Here is a 21,843-nt window from a genome sequence, read left to right on the forward strand (position 1 = left end):
TTGATGGTATCAACAACTCAAAAGACTAAAGAAACGATCAAGCCTCATGGTGGCGAATTGATCAATCGTCAAGTTAAAGGTCAAGAAAGAGAACAATTAATTGAAGAAGCGCAATCGTTTCCTAAGTTAACATTAAATCCTTGGAGTTTATCGGACTTAGAACTTATCGCAATTGGTGGTTTCAGTCCGTTAACAGGATTTTTAGGTGAGAAAGATTACGTGAGTGTAGTAGAGAATGTACGCCTAGAAAATGGCTTAGTATGGAGTATTCCAATTACATTGCCAGTTACAGAAGAAGAAGCAAACAACTTTGAAATAGGTTCAAGCATCGCTTTATATGGTGAAGATGATCATCTATATGGTGTGTTAAACCTTGAAGAAAAATATACTTATGATAAATCAAAAGAAGCTCAAAATGTTTATGGCACAACAGATGTCGATCATCCTGGTGTGAAACGTGTTTATGAAAAAGGCAATGTATATCTTGCAGGTCCTATTCAACTAGTAGACCGTCCTAAGCATGATGAATTTAGTGATTTCCATTTAGATCCTAGTGAAACGCGTGAATTATTTAAAGAGCTAGGATGGAAAACAGTCGTTGGTTTCCAAACAAGAAATCCAGTTCACCGAGCTCATGAATATATTCAAAAAATAGCACTTGAATCAGTAGATGGTTTACTATTAAATCCACTTGTAGGTGAAACAAAGTCTGATGATATTTCAGCAGAAATTAGAATGGAAAGTTATCAAGTCATCTTAAAACATTATTATCCTGAAGAAAGAACAAGACTTGTAATATATCCTGCAGCTATGAGATATGCTGGCCCACGTGAAGCGATTTTACATGCACTAGTACGTAAAAACTATGGTTGTACGCACTTTATTGTCGGTCGTGACCATGCAGGTGTAGGTGATTATTATGGCACTTATGATGCACAAGAATTGATTGCTCAATATGAAGATGAAATCGATATTCAAATCTTTAAATTTGAACATGCATTTTTCTGTACAGTTTGTGAAAATATGACAACTGCCAAAACATGTCCACATGATAAATCCAAGCATGTACATTTAAGCGGAACAAAAGTAAGAGAAAAATTGCGTAACGGTGAGCAATTACCAAAAGAATTCTCTAGACCAGAAGTGGCAGATGTATTAATTAAAGGCTTAAAACAAAACTAATTTCTTTAGGAGTGAAACAATGAGCGCGTCAACAAATATCACATGGCACGATTCAGAAGTAACAAAAGAACAACGACAAGAAAGAAACGGCCATAAAAGCGTCGTTATTTGGTTTACAGGTTTGTCTGGATCAGGGAAATCAACAATTTCAGTTGCTTTAGAAAAAGCATTATTTGAACAACAAATCACATCATATCGCTTAGATGGTGATAATATTCGTCATGGATTAAATCAAAATCTTGGATTTAGTCCAGAAGATAGAAAAGAAAATATTCGACGTATAGGTGAAGTAGGTAAACTTATGGTAGATGCTGGTGTTGTTACAATGACAGCATTTATTTCACCGTATGAAGAAGACCGTAACATCGTAAGAAACATTCTTGAAGACGGAGAATTCATCGAAGTATTTACAAAATGTAGCTTAGACGAATGTGAGACAAGAGATCCTAAAGGACTTTATAAAAAAGCAAGAAATGGTGAGATCAAAGAATTCACTGGCATTAACGCTCCTTATGAAGAACCATCTAACCCGGAGATTGTTATAGATACAGAACACGAAAGCATTGAAGAATCAGTCAATAAAATCGTGTCATACTTAAAAGAAAAGCAATATTTATAAATAGCTGTTCTTAAAATAAAAGGTCTCTTCATTAGGCTATCGCCTAGAGAAGAGACCTTTTTTATGTTTTAAAATCGTTATAAATATCTATTTTCCTTAAATATTTTCGTTTGTTCTTTTAAGTACATGCTCTATGTTGCAAGACTTACTAAACAAGCAACATAGAAGCACTGAAAGTTGCAAGACTGAGCAAACAAGCAACATAGAAGGGCTGTATGTTGCAAGACTGAGCAAACAAGCAACATAGAAGGTCCGAATGTTGCAAGACTGACCAAACAAGCAACATAGAAGGTCCGAATGTTGCAAGACTGACCAAACAAGCAACATAGAAGCACTGAAAGTTGCAAGACTCACTAAACAAGCAACATAGAAGCACTGAATGTTGCAAGACTTAAGAGATATCGTGCGATTTTGGTAAATACTGGATAAAACGCACGAAGACTTGAACTGCACCCTGTCAAGTAGACAACTAAAAAATGAAATTTGGGCTGTCTTCATATTTAAGCTATGAGGGCAGCCATTTTTAATGTAATTCGATCTTCATTAAAAAACTTAATGTATTGATTGATACTATGCTTTGCTTTATCAATATTTTCAAAACTATGCATCTTACTTCCTTTAAATAATTCGCTTTTTATTATGCCCCATACATTCTCCATAGGTCCATTATCAATGCACTTGCTTACACGAGACATACTTTGAATCATGCCGTTTTCTTTTAAAATCTCTTTGAATGATGGACTTGTATATTGATAGCCTCTATCACTATGCAATAAAATACCCTTGGTATTTTTGCCTCTTATTGCTTTTTTTATGGTTTTAAATACAAACTCATTATTGTTGGATAAATTGATTTCATGACTGATTATTTTTTTACTACCAAGATCATAAATTGCACTTAAATAAGCTTTCTGCCCGGTTTTCAATCTGAATTCAGTCACATCAGTTAACCATTTTTTATTTGGAACTGTTTCATTAAATTCGCGATTAAGTACATTTTCTGCGACATAGAAAGGTGTGCTCTTTATATATTTCTTTCGCTTTCTTCTGATAACAGCTTTTAAACCTATTTGTTTCATTAGTCTGTATATACGTTTGTGATTAACTTTTTTCTGTAGCTTTAATCTAATATAAATGTATATACGTCTATAACCATAAATGCCTTCATACTTATTAAATATATCTATGATATCGCCGATTAATTCTTTGTTTTCCTGTTCTAATCGTGGTGCCTTTCGGCTCATCCACTTATAATAACTCGCTCTAGAAATTTCTAGTACTTGGCATAACCATACTATTGGATAAGTATCTTTTAGCGATTTGACCGTTTTGTACGATGCTTCTTGCCTGATTTTTGTTTCATCAACTGCCTCTCGATCTCTTCCTCTTTTTTTAATACTTCGTTTTCCATTTCTAAATATTTATTTCTTTCTTCAAGTGCTTTTATACGCGCATTCAACTCTTCTTCTGGTGTCATGATGCTTTGTGGCTTACCTTTACCTCGACCATCAATAAGACCATCTTTACCATGTTCTTTATACTTTTGAATCCAACTGTAAAGTTGGCTATATTTTAAATTGAATTTTTCAGAAGCTTCTTTGTACGTTATATTGTGATCTAAGCAGTATTTTACAATCTCAATTCTTTCTTCTAATGTCGTTTTTTTAGGATTCACGATATACACCTCGGGTTCATGTGATTTATTTTTCTTACCCTCAGTATACTGAATTATCCACTGACGTACAGTTGATTTACTTCTTATGTTATATCTAATAGCTAAACCTTCTAGTGAAATACCTTTGTTTAAATAATCTTGAGCTACCTTCTCTTTTAACTTCCTTGAATATTTGGGTCTAGAAGCATGTGGTATTAGAATATCTATCCCGTGTTCAAGATACATATGATATTTGTATCTTAATTCTTTAGAATTATAGTTCAAATCAAGTTTTCTTAAAGCAGTTTCAAAACTATAACCATCCTCAACTATTTCAAATAATTTTAAAAATGTCTCAACAGATAACTTTATTTTTCTCTTCATATATAAAAACTCCCTTCAAAGTTTTGTTTTTAACTGTCTACTTTGAAGGGAGCATATCAACTCAAAAGATATCGTGCGATTTTGGTAAATACTGAATATAAAGCACGAAGACTCAAAAGATATCGTGCGATTTTGGTAAATACTGAATATAAAGCACGAAGACTCAAAAGATATTGTGCGATTACGATAAAACCCAGCCAAATCGCATGAAGACTCAAAAAAACATCTCATCTCTAGACAGCCTTCTAGAAATGAGATGTTTATTTTTTTGAGTGTGTTGTTTTTTATTGATTTCTACGTTCTGGTATAGGGAAATATTTATATATTTCGCCTGTTTTAATGGCATTACTAATATTCGATAACCATTCGTAATAAACTTTATAGTCTTCTAACTGTGTATAAATAATAATGGCTTCTTCTTTAGTTTCTTCATCGACGTCATCTGCATCTATAATTTTTTGTAGCAATACTTCTGCGTCTTTTACAGAATCCATATTAATAGAAATTTCACGATCCCATTTTCTAGAGAAGAAGTTATTAAAGAATATAAAGAAGTCTTTCTCAGCGATAAAATGTTGCTTTCGGCTTCCTCTTGTAAATTGTTGTTTGACGATATCATACTCTTGTAGTTTCTTAACACCAGCGCTCATGCTCGGCTTGCTCATTTGAAGTTGTTCGCGCATTTCATCTAGTGTCATACTACCTTCAAACACCATCGTGCCATATAGATTACCGACGCTTCGGTTGATACCGTATAAATCCATCGTTTCTCCGATTCCGTTAATTACGATGTCTTTAGCTTGGTCTAATTGCTTTTTGTAGTTATCTGAACGTACCATTACATACACCTCCAATAATTACTTTAATTGTACCACGAATTCCTATACATTGTAGTGACTTTTCCGCTACATGTCTATTAGTAATACTTGTATAAAGACAAGTTTTAAAAAGACTTTGAAGATTTGACGGGGTTTATATTTATATGCTACCATAAGTTTGTAAAGTTCGTTAAATAAAAATTTAACAAAGTTAACGGAGGTAGTTTAAATGGGATATATAGATCGTTTATCTAGACGTCAATTTATAAATGGTGAGTGGGTAGAAGCTTCTAATAAAGCGACTCGCGAAATTATGAATCCATATAATCAAGAAGTTGTAATTTCAGTATCAGAAGGTACTAAAGAAGATGCCGAACAAGCTGTTTTGGCTGCAAGAAAGTCATTTGAAACAGGTGAGTGGTCACATGAGACAAGTGAGAATAGAAGTCAAAAAGTTAGAGCAATAGCAGATTTAATAAAAGAACATAAAGAAGAGCTTGCTGAACTTGAAACGTTAGATACTGGTAAAACGTTAGAAGAATCTTATGCAGATATGGATGATATTCATAACGTATTTATGTATTTCGCTGGATTAGCAGGAAATGACGGTGGTGAAATTATTGAATCACCTATCCCTAATTCAGAAAGTAAAGTTGTTAAGGAGCCTGTTGGTGTTGTTACTCAAATCACACCTTGGAATTATCCATTACTTCAAGCTTCATGGAAAATTGCGCCTGCTCTAGTAACAGGTTGTTCACTCGTTATGAAACCAAGTGAAATTACACCGCTAACAACAATTCGTATATTTGAATTAATGGAGCAAGTTGGTTTTCCAAATGGTGTGATTAACCTCGTGCTAGGTAAAGGTTCAGAAGTTGGTGATGTATTGTCATCTCATAAAGAGGTCGACCTTGTTTCATTTACTGGTGGTATTGAAACTGGTAAGCATATTATGAAACGTGCAGCAGATAACGTGACAAACATTGCACTTGAATTAGGCGGTAAGAATCCTAACATCATCTTTGATGACGCGGATCTAGAATTAGCTGTCGATCAAGCTTTAAATGGTGGTTATTTCCATGCCGGTCAAGTTTGTTCAGCTGGTTCACGCATAATCGTACACAACGATATTAAAGCACAATTTGAATCTGCATTAGTGGATAGAGTTAATAAAATTAAAATTGGCAATGGCTTCGATCAAGAAACTGAAATGGGTCCACTTATCTCTGGTGAGCATCGTGCCAAAGTTGAGAAATATATTGAAGTTGCGAAAGAAGAAGGTACTACAATTGCTGCTGGTGGTAAACGTCCAGATAGAGCAGATTTACAAGATGGTTTCTTCTTTGAACCTACAGTCATTACAAACTGTGATACTTCAATGCGAATTGTTCAAGAAGAAGTATTCGGACCAGTTGTAACGATAGAAGGCTTCTCTACAGAACAAGAAGCAATCGAGCTAGCTAATGATTCAATTTATGGTTTAGCTGGAGGTTTATTTACTCAAGATTTAGCTAAAGCAAACCGTGTAGCAAATAAATTGAAGATGGGTACTGTTTGGATTAATGATTTCCATCCTTACTTTGCACAAGCACCATGGGGCGGATATAAACAATCTGGTATCGGTAGAGAATTAGGTAAAGAAGGTTTAGAGGAATATATCATTTCTAAACATATTTATACAAATATAAATCCTGAACCAGTGAATTGGTTTAGTAAATAAAAACAACAATGATTATGGAAAGCGTAGGAGGATATTAAGATGAAGAAATCTTATGATTATATAATTATCGGTGGCGGAAGTGCCGGTTCAGTATTAGGAAGTCGTTTAAGTGAAGATAAAGATAAGAGCGTTTTAGTATTAGAAGCAGGCAGAAGTGACTATGCTTGGGATTTATTCATTCAAATGCCAGCAGCACTTATGTTTCCATCAGGTAATCGATTCTATGACTGGAAATATGAAACTGAGGGAGAACCTCACATGGGCGGTAGAAAAGTAGCGCATGCAAGAGGTAAAGTATTAGGTGGATCTAGTTCAATCAATGGTATGATTTATCAACGTGGTAACCCTATGGATTATGAAGGATGGGGAGCACCTGAAGGCATGGAAACATGGAAATTCGCAAATTGTCTACCATACTTTAAAAAACTAGAAAAAACTTTTGGAGCAGATAAATCAGATCAATATCGTGGTCATAATGGTCCAATCAAATTGAGAAGAGGTCCTGCAACGAATCCATTATTCCAAGCATTCTTTAATGCAGGTGTTCAAGCTGGTTTCAATAAAACACCAGATGTGAACGGATTTAGACAAGAAGGTTTTGGACCGTTCGATAGTCAAATTCATAATGGTAGAAGAGTTTCAGCTTCACTTGCATACTTAAGACCAGCAATGAAACGTAAAAATTTAACAGTACAAACAAGAGCGTTTGTAACAGAAATTAATTACGAAGGTAGAAAAGCAACTGGTGTTACATTTAAGAAAAATGGTAAGAAACATACAGTAGGAGCTGGAGAAGTCATCTTATCTGGTGGTGCGTTCAATACCCCACAACTATTACAACTTTCAGGTATTGGTGATTCAGAACACTTAAACTCTTTAGGTATTGAAACACGCGTACATTTACCAGGTGTAGGTGAGAACTTCGAAGATCATTTAGAAGTTTATGTTCAACATGCATCTTCTAAACCAGTATCAGAACAACCAAGTTTAAACAAATTCAAAATGCCTTTCATTGGTTTACAATGGATATTTGGTCGTAAAGGACCAGCAGCAAGTAACCATTTTGAAGGTGGAGGATTTGTTAGGTCAAATGATACCGTAGAATATCCAAATCTCATGTTCCACTTCTTACCGCTTGCAGTACGTTACGACGGACAAAAAGCAGATGCGAAACATGGTTTCCAAGTTCATATTGGACCTATGTACTCTAACTCAAGAGGTAGCTTGAAAATTAAATCAAAAGACCCATTCGTAAAACCTAAAATTCGCTTTAACTATTTATCTACAAAAGAAGATGAACAAGAGTGGATTGAAGCGATCAAAGTAGCAAGAAACATCTTAACTCAACCAGCCTTAGCACCATATAATGACGGAGAAATATCTCCAGGGCCTTCAGTCCAAACAGACGAAGAAATTTTAGATTGGGTTAAGAAGGATGCAGAAACAGCATTGCACCCATCATGTAGTGCTAAAATGGGACCAGCATCAGACCCAATGGCTGTTGTTGACCCAGAAACAATGAAAGTACACGGCATGGAAAACTTAAGAGTCGTTGACGCATCAGCAATGCCACGTACAACAAATGGTAATATCCATTCGCCAGTACTGATGTTAGCAGAAAAAGCGGCAGATATTATTAGAGGTAAAAAACCTTTAGAGCCAGAAGAAATAGATTACTATAAACATGGCGTACATCCTAAAGATGCAGGCATTATGAAATAATATAAATTTTAAATGATTGAATTATATAAAAAATCACCCTATCCAAAGTGAATTCTAATGGATAGGGTGGTTTTTGTTTAACTTGTACTGCCTTCCCACAGGGTAACAGGGAGGATATATTCTTTTAATGTTTCTTTGCTTTCTAATCTATCATTCAATACTTCAATGGCTTTTGATGATATTTGATTGATAGGTTGAATAATAGTCGTTAACTCTGGGAAAATGGTACGCATGAGTTGTGTGCCATCATACCCTATGAGTAATATATCTTCTGGTATTTTTTTATTGAAATTTTTAGCGAGTTTCATGATGATTGCAGCATCTAAATCATTTGATGAAAATATAGCTTCAATATCGGGTTGCTCTTCAAACATGCGATTGAATATTTGAATTTTATCTTTATAAGGTATATTGAAGTCGACCGTATAACAAATGGGTTCTAGATTATATTTTTCCATAGTATCTTCATATGCATTGCGGCGTCTTTGAGCGGGTGTGTTAAGATAATCTGGTCCTGCAATATGTATGATCTTTCTAGCGCCTTTATCAATTAATCTTTGTGTTGCGATTTGCCCACCTAAGTAGTTATCTGATTCTATAATAGGAATATCTTCGTTCATAATTTGGTCAATTGCAACGATAGGTAAATTATCATTTTTATATTGTTGAATGTTGCGGTTATGAGTACCAACAATGAGTCCATCTACTTGATTAGATAGCAGTTGGTTTAAATAGTTTGTTTCTTTTTCAGGGTCATTCATAGAATTACCTATAATGACTTTATAACCTTGTAAGTAAAGTTTCTTTTCTAATTCCTCAACGAGTTCTCCAAAAAATGGATTCGTTACTGTAGGGAATATTAAACCTATAATTTGAGTCTTTTTGTTATATAGTTGTCGTGCTACAGTGTTAGGTTGATAATTTAATTTTTCCATAGCATCATAAACTTTATCGATTGTTTCTTGGCTTAAGTAGCCTCGTTTATTCAATACTCTAGAAACAGTTGTCTTTGAAACATTCGCTAATTTGGCAACATCATCTAATTTAGGTTTCATTTTAAATTCCCCTCGATTCAGTATTTAAGCTATTAATCATCATTATATCAAAAATCAATATAACTTCATTAAATACAGGTCAACACAACAAAACCAAACCAAAATAAAAAGATCTCTTCATTAGGTTTTAAACTAGTGAAGAGATCTTTTAATTGTTTTAAAAGTCTTACGATTTTGAAAGTGCATGCTTGCCTAGGGGTATGGTTCGAGCCTGTAGTCTCTCTCTTATACTATTCCCTCAGGCGTCAGCACTTTACAAAATCGTGAGGGATATCGTTTATTATGCTAAATTTATAGATTTATGTTCTACTGTTCTGAATTGTAGTCTTCAGAAAGTGTATGCTTGCCTAAGGCTATGGTTAGGACCTCATGAGAGGTGACTATTAATATTGCATTGCTTTTTCATTTAGTTGATATAGATCGTAATTTGTTGCAACGCCATCAGAGGCATTTATCCAAACTTGAGGAACGTCTTCAGTATAATAGCGTTCTGTAAATACAGCTTCTCCTCCATTAATAAATATTTCTACTGAACTTTTATCAATGAATATTTGTAGTTCCACTGTGTTTTTAGCTGAGATTAGTGCAAATCGTGAGTCGTCTTTGTCTGGACGGTATAGTTCAAATTCATTTGTTTGATTATCATAATTTAAAGATAATAATAATTGGTTAGACGCATCTTTTAATTCGAATGAAGTTGTTATTTCTTTTCTTTCTTCAAACTTATGTTCTAAATTCACTTCTATATGTGAAGATTGTTTTGATAATAATGTAGGCTCTTCTAAATATATATGTCCAGAATCCAATGTCTGAGTTCTAAGTTCCTTTAATTCATCGACAGGTTTCATATATAAATGATTATCGAGCAATACAAGTTCTCTTGGTAAAGTTAAAGCACCAGCCCATCCATCCTCTTTTTCAGGCATAGGACTTTCCCACATAGCCATCCAACCAATTAGAATTCTTCGGCCATCAGGTGTAGTTGTAGTTTGTGCAGCATAAAAATCATGACCATAATCTAACTCTATAAATCTATCATGACTAAATGTGGTCTTCTCTTCATTTAAATGTCCCAGGAAATAACCTGTTTGGAATAAATTTAAATATTCTTTTCCTTGCTGTTTAATCCCTTGAGGAGAGCATAATAAAATATCTTTATTATTTAATGAGAAGAAGTCTGGACATTCCCACATAAATCCTTCCTTTTCTATGCTTTCAGATTTGGCTATATCACCAATATAATCCCATTCCTTTAAATTATCAGATTGATACAGAATGACTCTGCCTAATCCATCTTTTCCTTGGCTTCCAAGAATCATGTAGTATTTACCGTTATCTTCCCAAACTTTAGGATCTCTGAAATGATGTGTATTGTCTTCAGGCTCTGATTCGATAATTGGGTTATTTTCATACTTTGTAAAATTCACACCATCTGTACTATATGCCATATTTTGATTTTGCCAAAAATGGTCTGGATCATTGTCTCCATAATAATGATGACCAGTATAAAACAAGTATAAAGTATCATCTTTAACAATTGCACTGCCTGAGAAACATCCATCTTTATCTTCTGTAGAACCTGGTGTTAATGCTATCGGCAAGTCTTCCCAATGTACTAAATCTTTACTTCGAGCATGTCCCCAATGCATTGGTCCCCATTCAGGACTATACGGATAATGTTGATAAAAGATATGATAATACTCATTAAAATAGCAGAAGCCATTTGGGTCGTTAATCCAACCAGATTTAGGCATAACATGATAACCGAGTCTATAGCGGTCATTAGTAATTTGAATTTGTTCGTTAGTCATTTTATTCACGCTTCCTTTTCTTGTATTTTATTTTGACGAATGAAAGGATCGCCGTTTACATCTTCATCGTCTTTCTTTAATGCAACTACAGCAAATAAACCAGCTAAACCAGCGATTCCGGCAATTATTAAGAATGTTTGATTGTACCCGATATGATCTCGCATAGTTCCAAGAGGTGTAGATAATATAACTTGCCCAATTTGTGCAGCTATTTGAAAACCTATCATATATAACGTTGCAGATAATTTAGGATTAAAGTGCAACGTTATGTATCTAAACATTGGTAACATAAATAATGGAACTTCAATAGCATGCATCATTTTGATCATTGAAACAGCAATAGGATTGTAGAATAGTCCACTTAAACCAATTCTAGCTACCATGAAAGCAACAGCTAAAAGTAGAGTGTTTTTAACACCTACCTTAAACATAACGATAGGAATAACACCCATCATGAGCGCTTCAAAAAATACTTGAATTGAGTTTAAAGTTCCATACATTTGTTGTCCTACTTCAGGTGATGCGAATAATTTAGTATAAAAATCTGGGAACATTTGTTGATCATAAATTGTGTAGAATGACATAGTAAATGTTATAAAAATAATAATAATCCATAAATGAGATAATTTTAGTAATGAAAGCATCTCTTTAAAACTCGGAATAGCTGAGTCTGTTTCATCATTAGCAATTTCACTTTTAGCTATATTTTCAGTTTTAGGTTTCCACAAAATAAGATTTAACAATAATACCAAACCTAATAAAGAACCAAGCCAAAAATTATATTCAGGATTTTTCACAAATAAGAAACCAGCAACTAACGCTGAAACTGCGTAACCGAAAGATCCCCAAGCACGAGCTTGTCCATATTTAAAGTCGAAAAATCTACTAAACCTTTCCGAAACAGCTTCGTAAATACCCGCTGCTGCCAGAAAACCAGATGATAAAAATAATGAACCTACAAAAATACCTGCGATAAAATGACTCTGTATTAAAGGTCCATAAATCCATACGAAGAAAGGACCTACTAATAAAGACATAGTTGCACAAAATATTAATAAAGATCGCTTAATGACGAGTCTATCTTGAAGAATGCCATAAAGAAACATCAAGAATAGAGTAGTGAGGGAGTTAGCAGAATAAATCGTTCCAACTTCACTCCCGGATAATCCGAGACCATTTTTTTCAGAAGTTAACCAAATTTGGAAGAAAGACCACCAAATTGACCATGAAGCAAAAAACAGTAATAAAGTAAACGAAGATTGCAAATAAGACTTGTTCTTAAGCGGTTGTAAATAGTTGCTGAAACTCAATTGTAAAACCTCCTTTTATTTTTGTAAGGGCTTTCTTATTGAGAATTGTATATTTAAAATAAACATATGTCAACCGGTTAACATATCAATTTTACTCATAAAGAGTTATTTATCGCTTGGTATATGGTGTTTATATAATATAATGTATTAATTAAAAAAAGAAAAAAGCATCAATCCATTTGAAATGGATTGATGCTTTTAAATTAAACGTTGAATTTATTAATTCTTATTCACTGAAGCGTCATAGATAGAATCTACAGCGTCTTGTAAGCCGCTATCAAATTCTTCTGCTGATTGTCCTGCGAATAGGTCAGTTACTAATGCGCGTGAGAAGCTTGCGATAAGATTGTCATTTTCTTTCAATAATTCGTTTGCTTTCTCTCTAGAGTAACCGCCTGATAATGCTACGACACGAACGACGTTAGGGTGTTCGATTAATGATTTATATTGATTTGGTTTTGTTGGAATTGTTAATTTCAACATTACGTATTGATCTTCATTTAATTTATCTAATTCTTTAGCAATTTCATCTTTTAAGATGTCTTCGATTGCTTCTTTATCTTTAGCGTTAATGTTAACTTCAGGCTCAATAATTGGAACTAATCCTGCTTCGATGATTTGTTTACCAATTTCAAATTGTTGTTCTACGACTTTAGCGATATCATCTTTATTAGCTTCTAAGATGTTTGAACGCATTTTAGTACCAAATACGTTACGTTCTTTAGCACGTTTTAGTAATTCGTCTAAACCTGGAATAACTTTCATTAATTGAACGCCGTTTTCTTCATCAGCAAGTCCTTTGTCGACTTTTAAGAAAGGTACAATACCTTTATCTGCTAAGTAATCAGAAGTATATTTTCCTTCTACTTCACGGTCCATTGTTTGTTCAAATAAAATGGCACCTAATATTTTTTCTGAACTAAAAGCTGGTGATGTAATAATACGTGTTCTCATTTCATGAACAAGCGTATACATTTCATCTTCATTGCTGTATTGATTTTCTTCGATACCGTAATCTTTAAGAGCTTTCGGAGTACTACCACCACTTTGATCTAGTGCAGCTATAAAACCTTTACCATTTTTTATTTTTTCAAATTGTTCTTGGTTCATTTTTTCCACTCCTTTAGATATTATTCACTTATTAGTATGATGATTTTTAGTTTTTATCGCAAGTCATACAACTTTTTAAGTTATTAAGCGTAAAATTATGTCGAATTTAAGAAGATTGGCTTACTTTCGTTTCATAAATAGGCCATACGTTTTATGATGTAGGTTAGGGAGGATTCTCAATGAATAAAAAATCAGCAATATTACTAATCAGTGGCTTAGCAGTTCTTGCAATTGCAATGGCAGCACTATTATTATTCTCAACACAAAAAAGCACATACTACGGCTACATGGAGAATGGTACAACAGCAGAAAAAGTAGTAAGTGAGAAAAATAATGAAGTAACAGAAAGTGTTAAAGTTGAACCAACGAAGGATTTCAAACCTAAAAAAGGTGACTTCGTTAAACTTATCTCAAATGATGATGGGAAAACATTTTATAAAAAAGAAGTGGTTACACACGATGATATACCACACGGCTTAATGATGAAAATACATGAAATGGATATGTAATATCTAAAGATAAAAGCTACCACAATTTTTAAAATTGTCGGTAGCTTTTATTATTTAAGTATTCTCTATTTCTTTATTAAATTCTTTAACAAGTTTAGTAACTTCTGGACCTATGATGATTTGAGCATTATGTTTATCTATTATAACAACACCATGAGCGCCAGTTTGCATAATTTTGTCTTTATTAATTAATGAAGTATCTCTAAGTTCTAACCTTAATCTAGTAATGCAATTTTCATATTCTATAACATTATCTTTAGTACCAATGTTTTCTAATATTTTTTTAGACATGTATCGGTACTGATTGTGTGTTAAAGATAAATCTTTCTCTTCGTCAGATTTTTCTTCATCAAAATTACTTTCTTCTATTTGACCTATGATCGGAACGTTTCTGTTAATGATATAGAAGTAAAATGTAACAAAGTAAAGTATGAAGAAACCTATTCCTACTGGTATAATCATCCAACCCTTATCTGATAATCCTAAATTCAACACATAGTCTATAATACTACCACCCCATGAGAAACCTTCTCTAATGTGTAGGTAGTATAAGGTCATTCCGGCTAAACCAGTATATACAGAATGTATAAAGTATAAAAATGGTGAAGTGAATAAGAATGTAAATTCGATAGGCTCAGTTATACCAGCAACTATTGCAGTGAAACTACCTGATCCCATAAGTGCTTTTGTATTTTGTTTATTGTATTTTGCAGCTTTTGAAATAGCTAAAGCAATGGCAGGTACGCCAAACATAATCGATACAAAATATCCACTTAAGAAATAACCTGCTGTTGGGTCACCATTTAAGAATCTTGTAACTTCACCATGAACCACTTCTCCACCAGACGTTTTGAAATCTCCCAATCCAAAGTAAATATAAGTGTTTAACACATGATGTAAGCCAAATGGAAGTAAAAATCTATTTAAAAATCCATTTATAAATACACCTAACCCTCCTAATGTGACAAGGCTTTGAGCTAACCAATCAATTGATGATTGAGCATAAGGCCAAACTAAGAAGCTTATTCCCGTTACTGGTAGCATAAGTAATATAATCATGGTAATAGGGAAGTTCTCTCCAGAAAAGAAAGAGAAGACTTTCGGTAACTCAACATCTTTAAATTTATTGTAAACCCAAGCTGCAAGTAAGCCTGAAATGAGACCCCCAAACACACTCATATTCAAATCAGAATCAAGTATATTCAATCCTTCTTTTAGAATCGATATTGCTATAAAACCTGTTAGAGCAGGAATCCCTCTATCTTTAGTTTTTGATAATCCCATTGCTATCCCGATTGCTATAAGAATATCTATATTATTAAAAATTGCTCCTGATGCTTGAAATAGTTTCCAGTCCAATAAATCTTCGGAACTGATTCTAAAAAGTATACCTGCTGCTGGCAAAGCTACTATTGGAATAAGCATTGATCTACCAAGCTTTTGTAAGAATCTCATCATAACAAATGTCCCCCTTTGACATTACAAATCAGAATAATTGATTAAAGTTATTCCATTTATTTCATTAAATATTTCCTTCGCATGTTCACTTGTTAAAAAATCTAATTCTTCAATTCTTGGCATGACAAAAGATGAATGGTCTCTTAAAAACTTATCTATATATGCTGGGTGACACATGATTTCAATTGAATCATATTTTTTGTATTTGTCTTTAATAACTTCTAAAGAATTTAAAATAATTTCAGGGTGATATTCAAAGTAATCGACCATTTTATATTGGGAGTATTTATTTTTATTTTCTAAATTATTTCTTATAGGAAGTTGATATTCAGTTGCTAATTTTAAAAATACAGGCAGTATTAGCTCCAAATTATTAACATGATGATGACTATCAAGATGAGTGGGTGTTAAACCTGTTGATAAAAACTTTTCTATTTGGGCTTTCCATTCATCATATAATTCATTTACATCAATGTAATATTTTTGATCATAATGAGATATATTTCTAAAATCACCATTGCTATCTACTAAACTATATAAGTTTTTAGTTAGTGGCTTCCCACACGTTAAGGCTAGGTGAATACCAACCCCTAAACCTGGATTAGCTTTGGCTAATTTGATTGCATGTGTAAACCCAGGCATATTTGTTAGGCACGTTGTGGAAGTGAGTATACCATTCTTATAAGCATCGATAATTCCGTAATTCACACCATTTGAATATCCGAAATCATCTGCATTTATGATAACTTTCATATTTTATTCTCCTTCTAGTTCAAATTAGGCCAGTATTCTTTATTAGCTTCAAATAAATCGTTTAAAACATTTTTAGCTTTGTTTGTATCAATGACAGTTCTGTTTAAAACGAGCGCTTGTAATAATTTGTTATAGTCGTTTTCAAAATAAGCTTCTACGACTAATTTTTCATAAGCATATTGATTTTCTAACAGTCCTTTATAAAATGTGGGAATTTCACCTACTTTAAAAGGTTCTGCACCATTTTTCCCAAGCAGAGCAGGGACTTCTACGAGAGCATCACTTGGAAGATTAGGAATGATCCCTTCATTTCTTGTTATTATGATAAATCTTTCTTTCAAATGATGTACAAGTGAAGCGGCAATACGGATCATGTATACACCGTGAATATCTCCTGAAATATCAATGTTTTCAGTATTATTTTGATTGATGATAGTGTCACAATCGTTAAACACTTCTTTTTCACGGCCGTTTATAACTTGTCTAGCTCGAGTGTTATTTGCAGATTCCTTTTGAGACAGTTGATTAGGGTAAAGATAATACTGTAAATATGTGTTTGGTAAATACTCCTCGAAATCCTGTACCATTTGTTTTGCTTGCTTAAAGGTTGATTGCCAAGATGGATCATTAGCAATTAATTTGTCTGTCGGTTTAAAGTCATTATTTTTTATAAGGTGTTTTAGTTCTGAAGTGTAATCATGACCATATTTATTTCGGATTTTTGTAAACCAACCAAAATGATTCAATCCAAAATAATCAGCTTCTAAATTCCATACGTCTTCATCCAATATATCTGCGTAACTTTTCATAATTGCGATAGGCATATCACATATATTTAATAGTCGATTATCATCAGGAAAAACTTTATCCAATGCCAATCCAACTATCGCTGCAGGATTTGTATAATTTAAAACCCAAGCTTCTTTATTAATTGAACGAATATCTTTAACAAGTTGAATCATATCTGGTATTGATCTCAAACCGTAAGACATACCTCCAGCTCCACAAGTTTCTTGTCCAACTAATCCATGTTGAATAGGAATTTGTTCATCTAATTCTCTCATTAGCAAACCACCCGTTCTTATTTGAACGAATATGATGTCAGCATCTTTAAAAGCTGTTGATTGATTAGAAGTATATTCAAACTTTTCTAATGAAGGGTAATGTTCTTTTAACAAAATATTTGCAGCTTTTCCTATCTTTTCTTGACGAGAAATATCTGTGTCATATAACGTAATCTCGCTTAGTGGCAGGTGATTGGCTTCTTCAATTAAACTCATTAAAATACCTAAAGTATAAGTGCTTCCGCCACCCACAATTGTTAATTTACTCTTTTTCATTATTTTGTAACCCCTTTCACGTGTATTATACAATATGTATGTTAAAAATCAATACAAATATAATACATATATATAATGTGTATGTTTTTTGAGTTAGAAGTGTTAAAATAAAATGTGAAAGTGAGGGGTTTTTATGAGTGATAAGAAAATGCCTTTATATCAAAAAATCATGAAAAATATTCAGGATTACATAAAAAGTCAAAGTCTTGAACATGGAGACGTTATACCGACAGAAAAGACTTTGTCGGAAAAATATAAAGTGAGTAGAGTGACTGTTCGGAAAGCTATCTCTAAATTAATAGACAAAGAAATATTGTATAGTGTTAAAGGTAGTGGAACGTATGTAGCTTTTCCTAAATTTGAACATAATTTATTTAAACTACAAGGATTTACTGAAGAGATGCAGCCATTTCATGATTCAATTAAAAATGAGGTATCAGAATTTAGTCTTATTAAACCTAATGCACAAATACAAGAAATACTCAATATTAGCAATGATGAAAAAGTATATAATATTAAAAGAATTAGGAAATTAAATGGCGAAGCTTTGATCATAGAAAATGCATATATACCATTTGAGTTATTTCCGGATTTGTCTATTGAAGCAATGACCAAATCAAAATATGGATATTTAAAAGAAAAAGGGTATGCTATTAAAAAAAGAGTAGAAGAGTTTGTACCTAAATTGCCAAATAAAGATACAATGGAGATTTTTAACATTGATTCTAATACACCATTATTAGAGTTAAAAGCACATTCAATATTAAATAATGATGAAATATTTGAATACTCCGAAGTGTTGTATCATCCTAAAAAATATAAATTCAAATTAGAATTATCAAGATAAGGGGTGAGTATATGATTATTAGAGACAAAAAAGAGTCGGATATTGAAACGTTAGCTAAAGTTCATTTTGAGTCTTGGATATCTACATATAAAGGGATTGTTTCAGATAATTATTTAGATAGTTTAACGTTACAATCTTATATTGAAAAACATCATATTTTTAATGCGCCGTGTATTGTAGCTGAAATTGATGGCGAAGTGGTTGGATTCTTAATGTATAGCAAAGATAAAGATGAAGATACGAGCGACAAATGTGGTGAAATTATGGTGATCTATTTATTGCCGGCATTTCAACACAAAGGTATAGGCACATGTTTAATGCAAGAGGCAGAAAAACGTATGAAATCGGAATATGATCAATTAAGTCTGTGGGTGTTAGAGGATAATATACCTACTGTTAAATTTTATGAAAAAATGGGATTCAAAAAAGATGGTAAGTATGAGCTTGAAGAACTTGGAAATGTTTTACGTGAAACGCGAATGATTAAAAATTTATAAGACACATGATACAGAGATGACAATATTAATGTCATCTTTTTTTGATTTTTACTTAATATTAATAAAAATATGATTAGTATTATTATACTAGGGTAACATATCAAGAAAGGAGGAATTAAATATGAGTAAAATTACAGATTCGCTTTTTAGTGCCTTAGATAGCATTATTGCTTTTATACCAAACTTGATTAGTGCAATTATATTATTAATTGTAGCTTGGTTAATCGCAGTAATTGTTAAGACGATTATTGTGAAAGGTTTAAGTGCAATTGGTTTCGAAAAATGGTTAGAGAAAAAGGGGTTAACAGAAGCAGGAAGTGGCAAATCAGAATCTGAAGGATTAATTCAGACATTTGGTAAATTAGCTTACTTCATTATATTCTTGTTATTCTTACCATCAGTGTTTGATGCATTAAATATGACATCTGTATCAACACCTATTAAGAACATGATGGGTAGTGTATTAGACTTCTTACCTAGAATTATTGTTGCGGTTGTAATATTAGTAGTAGGTTTATTTATCGCAAAAGTATTAGGTACATTAGTTAAAAACTTATTAACAAATTTAAATGTTAGTAAATACAACCACTATGTAAACTTTGGTGACAATAAAGAAAGTATTGATATTCCTTCAGCTGCAGGCTGGGTGATTTCAACAATTATTGGATTATTCTTCATTGTTGAATCATTAAATACAGTTAATTTAGAAGTATTAAACACAATCGGTGAAGCAATTATCGGCTACTTACCATTAGTAATTTCAGGAGCAATCATCTTACTAATTGGTTTCATTGGTGGTAACTTGTTATCTAAATTAATTAAGAGATCAACAGGTAACGCATTTGTTTCAGAAATTGTGAAGTACTTAGTAATCATTGTTTCAGTATTTATGACTTTAGATCAATTAAACTTTGCTCAAAGTATTGTTAATGTAGCATTCTTACTTATCTTAGGTGCAGTAGCAGTAGCATTTGCTATCTCATTCGGTATCGGTGGTAAGTCGTTTGCAGAAAAAACATTAGCGAAAATAGAGCGTAAAGCTGAATCAAACGATAAATAATATGTTTATATAAAGAACAGTTTGGGACATAAATACCCATTCTCAATATAAAGATCTCTTCATTAGTTTAGGAACTGCATCCTTAAAATGGTAACTTAATAAAAATACTATTTTCTAGGCTGCTAATTCCCTATATTTTATAGGGAATTAGCAGCCTATTTTTTGTTGGATTCTAACTTCATTATTTAAATTAATATTGGTTAATGGTATTGTTTGATTTGCTAATAATATCATAAAAGGAGGAATTCTATGTCAATAATCTTATTATTCCTAGGGGTTCTATCAATTTCTTTATTAATATTTGGCTTCTTAAAATCTAATAATTTTATTAAATATCTTGGTTTCATAATACTATTTTTAATAGTATTTATAGTTGTATATTTTCTATTTTTAACACCTCCAGAAAATTTAAAAAAGTGATGAATTATTGGATTAACTGCAGACTTAACTCACGACATGGGCAAAGTCTTGGATTAACTACAGAATAAACTCACGACATGAGGGAAGTCTTGGATTAACTCCGGAATAAACTCACGACATGGGCAATGTCTTGGATTAACTCCGGAATAAACTCACGACATGGGCAAAGTCTTGGATTAACTACAGAATAAACTCACGACATAGGCGAAGTCTTAGATTAACTCCGGAATAAACTCACGACAAGGACGATGTCTTGGATTAACTCCGGAATAAACTCACGACTTGGGCAATGTCTGTACTGAACCCAAAAAGTTGAACTTTTTTAGTATGAAATTTGAATGAAACATGTAAAAATGACAAAAAAACCAAACGCTTGTCCACGTTTGGTTCATCCACAGTCTGAGAGACTCCTTTTTCAATAAGGAGTCTCTTAATCGTTTGAAAATCTAATATCGTCTTAATAGGGTGCAGTGCCGTTATAGCCGAGTGAAGAAATCTAAAGTAAATAAAGAAATTGGTTTAGATAATATGAGTACCCATATAATGACGCTTAAATTTATGTAATGTTTCAACCATCAATTTCAAATCCTAAATCTTGTATCATATCGTAATCTAGTTGATTAGGCTGGCCATCTGTAATTAAATAATCGCCAACAAAAATAGAATTTGCGACCATGAGAGATAGTGATTGAAGATTTCTTAAATTAACTTCACGACCACCAGCGATTCGTATTTCTTTAGTAGGATTAATTAACCTAAACATACATAATATTCTAATGCATTTCATAGGTGTTAAGTCATCCATGCTTCCAAACTTTGTTCCTTTAATAGGGTGTAAAAAGTTGATTGGAATACTATCTGCATCTAAGTCATTAAGTGTAAAAGCCATATCGATAATATCTTCGTCTGATTCCCCCATACCACATATCACGCCTGAACAAGGCGAAATGTTCTTCTCTTTCATAATATTGATTGTGTTCACACGATCATCAAAACTATGAGTCGTAACAACTTCATCATGATAATGAGCACTTGTATTAATATTATGGTTATAACGATCTACGCCACAATTTTTAAGAGATTCAGCTTGTTCTTCGTTAGTTAAACCAAGACAGGCACAAATCTTTAATTGTGGATGATTTCTTTTAATTTCTTCTACTGAACGTGTAATGTGAGATATTTCTTTATCGCTAGGACCACGACCACTCATGACAATGCAATATGTGCCTATTTTATTTTCAGAAGCAACTTTTGCACCATCGACAATTTGAGTTTCTGGAATAAGTGCATAACGTTGTTCTTTCTTCTTAACATCTCTAGATTGTCCACAATAACCACAGTCTTCAGGGCAAATACCACTTTTAGCATTTAAAATCATATTAAGTTTAACTTTTTTACCATAGTAGTGGTAACGTACTTTGTAAGCTTCATTTACAAGTGTTAAAGTATCAATTTCATTATCTTGATATATATTTAATGCCTCATTAAAAGTTAAGTATTGTCCATTAATTATATTTGTGCCTAAATTCATTATGTTGTCCCCCTTTATAATTATTAATAGAATACTAATAATC

Annotated in this window: 18 protein-coding genes and 1 pseudogene; 9 read left to right on the forward strand and 10 right to left on the reverse strand. The window is 32.7% G+C overall.

Annotated features, from left to right (window positions below; genetic code table 11):
- Window positions 1-3: 3 nt before the first annotated feature.
- Complete coding sequence (gene sat, locus PYW35_RS01260) at window positions 4-1,182, forward strand: sulfate adenylyltransferase (RefSeq protein WP_103323041.1); 1,179 nt, start codon at window positions 4-6, stop codon at window positions 1,180-1,182.
- 19 nt (window positions 1,183-1,201) lie between these two features.
- A complete protein-coding gene (cysC, locus tag PYW35_RS01265) occupies window positions 1,202-1,801 on the forward strand; it encodes an adenylyl-sulfate kinase (RefSeq protein ID WP_016912017.1) in 600 nt (199 codons plus the stop codon).
- 500 nt (window positions 1,802-2,301) lie between these two features.
- Here the strand turns inward: cysC and PYW35_RS01270 are convergent.
- Together PYW35_RS01270 and cudC are read right to left on the reverse strand one after the other, a co-directional pair.
- Window positions 2,302-3,858: pseudogene (locus tag PYW35_RS01270) on the reverse strand (IS3 family transposase).
- Window positions 3,859-4,123: 265 nt separating this feature from the next.
- Window positions 4,124-4,678, reverse strand: coding sequence for a choline uptake/conversion transcriptional regulator CudC (gene cudC, locus PYW35_RS01275; protein WP_016912194.1), 555 nt, complete (start codon window positions 4,676-4,678; stop codon window positions 4,124-4,126).
- A gap of 208 nt (window positions 4,679-4,886) precedes the next feature.
- Between cudC and betB the strand changes: the two genes are divergently transcribed.
- Both betB and betA read left to right on the forward strand, forming a co-directional pair.
- Entirely contained in the window at window positions 4,887-6,377 is a 1,491-nt protein-coding gene (betB, locus tag PYW35_RS01280; protein WP_103322356.1) for a betaine-aldehyde dehydrogenase, read from the forward strand.
- Between the two features lie 39 nt (window positions 6,378-6,416).
- Window positions 6,417-8,099, forward strand: a complete 1,683-nt coding sequence (gene betA / locus PYW35_RS01285; protein ID WP_103322355.1) for a choline dehydrogenase — start codon at window positions 6,417-6,419, stop codon at window positions 8,097-8,099.
- Window positions 8,100-8,176: 77 nt separating this feature from the next.
- Here betA and PYW35_RS01290 read toward each other — a convergent pair whose 3' ends face one another.
- The 4 genes from PYW35_RS01290 to PYW35_RS01305 all read right to left on the reverse strand — a co-directional run bounded on the left by PYW35_RS01290 (window position 8,177) and on the right by PYW35_RS01305 (window position 13,385).
- On the reverse strand, window positions 8,177-9,154 hold the full coding sequence (locus PYW35_RS01290) for a LacI family DNA-binding transcriptional regulator (protein ID WP_103322354.1): 978 nt from the start codon (window positions 9,152-9,154) through the stop codon (window positions 8,177-8,179).
- 383 nt (window positions 9,155-9,537) lie between these two features.
- Window positions 9,538-10,965, reverse strand: coding sequence for a glycoside hydrolase family 32 protein (locus PYW35_RS01295; protein WP_103322352.1), 1,428 nt, complete (start codon window positions 10,963-10,965; stop codon window positions 9,538-9,540).
- 5 nt (window positions 10,966-10,970) lie between these two features.
- Window positions 10,971-12,275 (reverse strand): oligosaccharide MFS transporter, encoded by a 1,305-nt coding sequence (locus PYW35_RS01300; protein ID WP_103322351.1) that lies wholly within the window; start codon window positions 12,273-12,275, stop codon window positions 10,971-10,973.
- A gap of 219 nt (window positions 12,276-12,494) precedes the next feature.
- Window positions 12,495-13,385 carry a fructose bisphosphate aldolase gene (locus PYW35_RS01305; RefSeq protein ID WP_103323458.1) on the reverse strand — a complete coding sequence of 297 codons (891 nt, stop codon included), beginning with the start codon at window positions 13,383-13,385 and terminating at the stop codon, window positions 12,495-12,497.
- A gap of 179 nt (window positions 13,386-13,564) precedes the next feature.
- On the opposite strand from PYW35_RS01305, the gene PYW35_RS01310 reads away from it, so the two are divergent.
- Complete coding sequence (locus PYW35_RS01310) at window positions 13,565-13,894, forward strand: DUF4889 domain-containing protein (protein ID WP_103323457.1); 330 nt, start codon at window positions 13,565-13,567, stop codon at window positions 13,892-13,894.
- Between the two features lie 54 nt (window positions 13,895-13,948).
- Here the strand turns inward: PYW35_RS01310 and PYW35_RS01315 are convergent, their stop codons facing one another.
- Genes PYW35_RS01315 through PYW35_RS01325 form a run of 3 tightly spaced genes read right to left on the reverse strand, consistent with a single transcriptional unit; the run spans window position 13,949 to window position 17,445 of the window.
- The gene (locus PYW35_RS01315; RefSeq protein WP_016912184.1) at window positions 13,949-15,352 is read right to left on the reverse strand and encodes a PTS transporter subunit EIIC; all 1,404 of its coding nucleotides are present in this window, start codon (window positions 15,350-15,352) and stop codon (window positions 13,949-13,951) included.
- 21 nt (window positions 15,353-15,373) lie between these two features.
- Window positions 15,374-16,105 (reverse strand): chitin disaccharide deacetylase, encoded by a 732-nt coding sequence (gene chbG / locus PYW35_RS01320; RefSeq protein ID WP_103323456.1) that lies wholly within the window; start codon window positions 16,103-16,105, stop codon window positions 15,374-15,376.
- A 14-nt stretch (window positions 16,106-16,119) separates the two neighbouring features.
- On the reverse strand, window positions 16,120-17,445 hold the full coding sequence (locus PYW35_RS01325) for a family 4 glycosyl hydrolase (protein WP_103323455.1): 1,326 nt from the start codon (window positions 17,443-17,445) through the stop codon (window positions 16,120-16,122).
- Window positions 17,446-17,578: 133 nt separating this feature from the next.
- Here PYW35_RS01325 and PYW35_RS01330 point away from each other — a divergent pair, with 133 nt between their 5' ends.
- The 4 genes from PYW35_RS01330 (at window position 17,579) to PYW35_RS01345 (ending at window position 20,269) form a co-directional block, all read left to right on the forward strand.
- Entirely contained in the window at window positions 17,579-18,292 is a 714-nt protein-coding gene (locus tag PYW35_RS01330) for a GntR family transcriptional regulator (RefSeq protein ID WP_103323409.1), read from the forward strand.
- Between the two features lie 11 nt (window positions 18,293-18,303).
- Window positions 18,304-18,789: a GNAT family N-acetyltransferase gene (locus PYW35_RS01335; RefSeq protein WP_103323408.1), complete on the forward strand. Its 486-nt coding sequence runs from the start codon at window positions 18,304-18,306 to the stop codon at window positions 18,787-18,789.
- 121 nt (window positions 18,790-18,910) lie between these two features.
- Window positions 18,911-19,849: a mechanosensitive ion channel gene (locus PYW35_RS01340; RefSeq protein ID WP_016912179.1), complete on the forward strand. Its 939-nt coding sequence runs from the start codon at window positions 18,911-18,913 to the stop codon at window positions 19,847-19,849.
- Window positions 19,850-20,098: 249 nt separating this feature from the next.
- Window positions 20,099-20,269 carry a hypothetical protein gene (locus PYW35_RS01345; protein ID WP_204107875.1) on the forward strand — a complete coding sequence of 57 codons (171 nt, stop codon included), beginning with the start codon at window positions 20,099-20,101 and terminating at the stop codon, window positions 20,267-20,269.
- A 568-nt stretch (window positions 20,270-20,837) separates the two neighbouring features.
- Here PYW35_RS01345 and bioB read toward each other — a convergent pair.
- Window positions 20,838-21,800, reverse strand: a complete 963-nt coding sequence (bioB, locus tag PYW35_RS01350; protein ID WP_103323406.1) for a biotin synthase BioB — start codon at window positions 21,798-21,800, stop codon at window positions 20,838-20,840.
- Window positions 21,801-21,843: the final 43 nt, after the last annotated feature.

Origin of the sequence: Mammaliicoccus vitulinus, assembly GCF_029024305.1 — a bacterium.
Taxonomy (GTDB): Bacteria; Bacillota; Bacilli; order Staphylococcales; family Staphylococcaceae; genus Mammaliicoccus; species Mammaliicoccus vitulinus.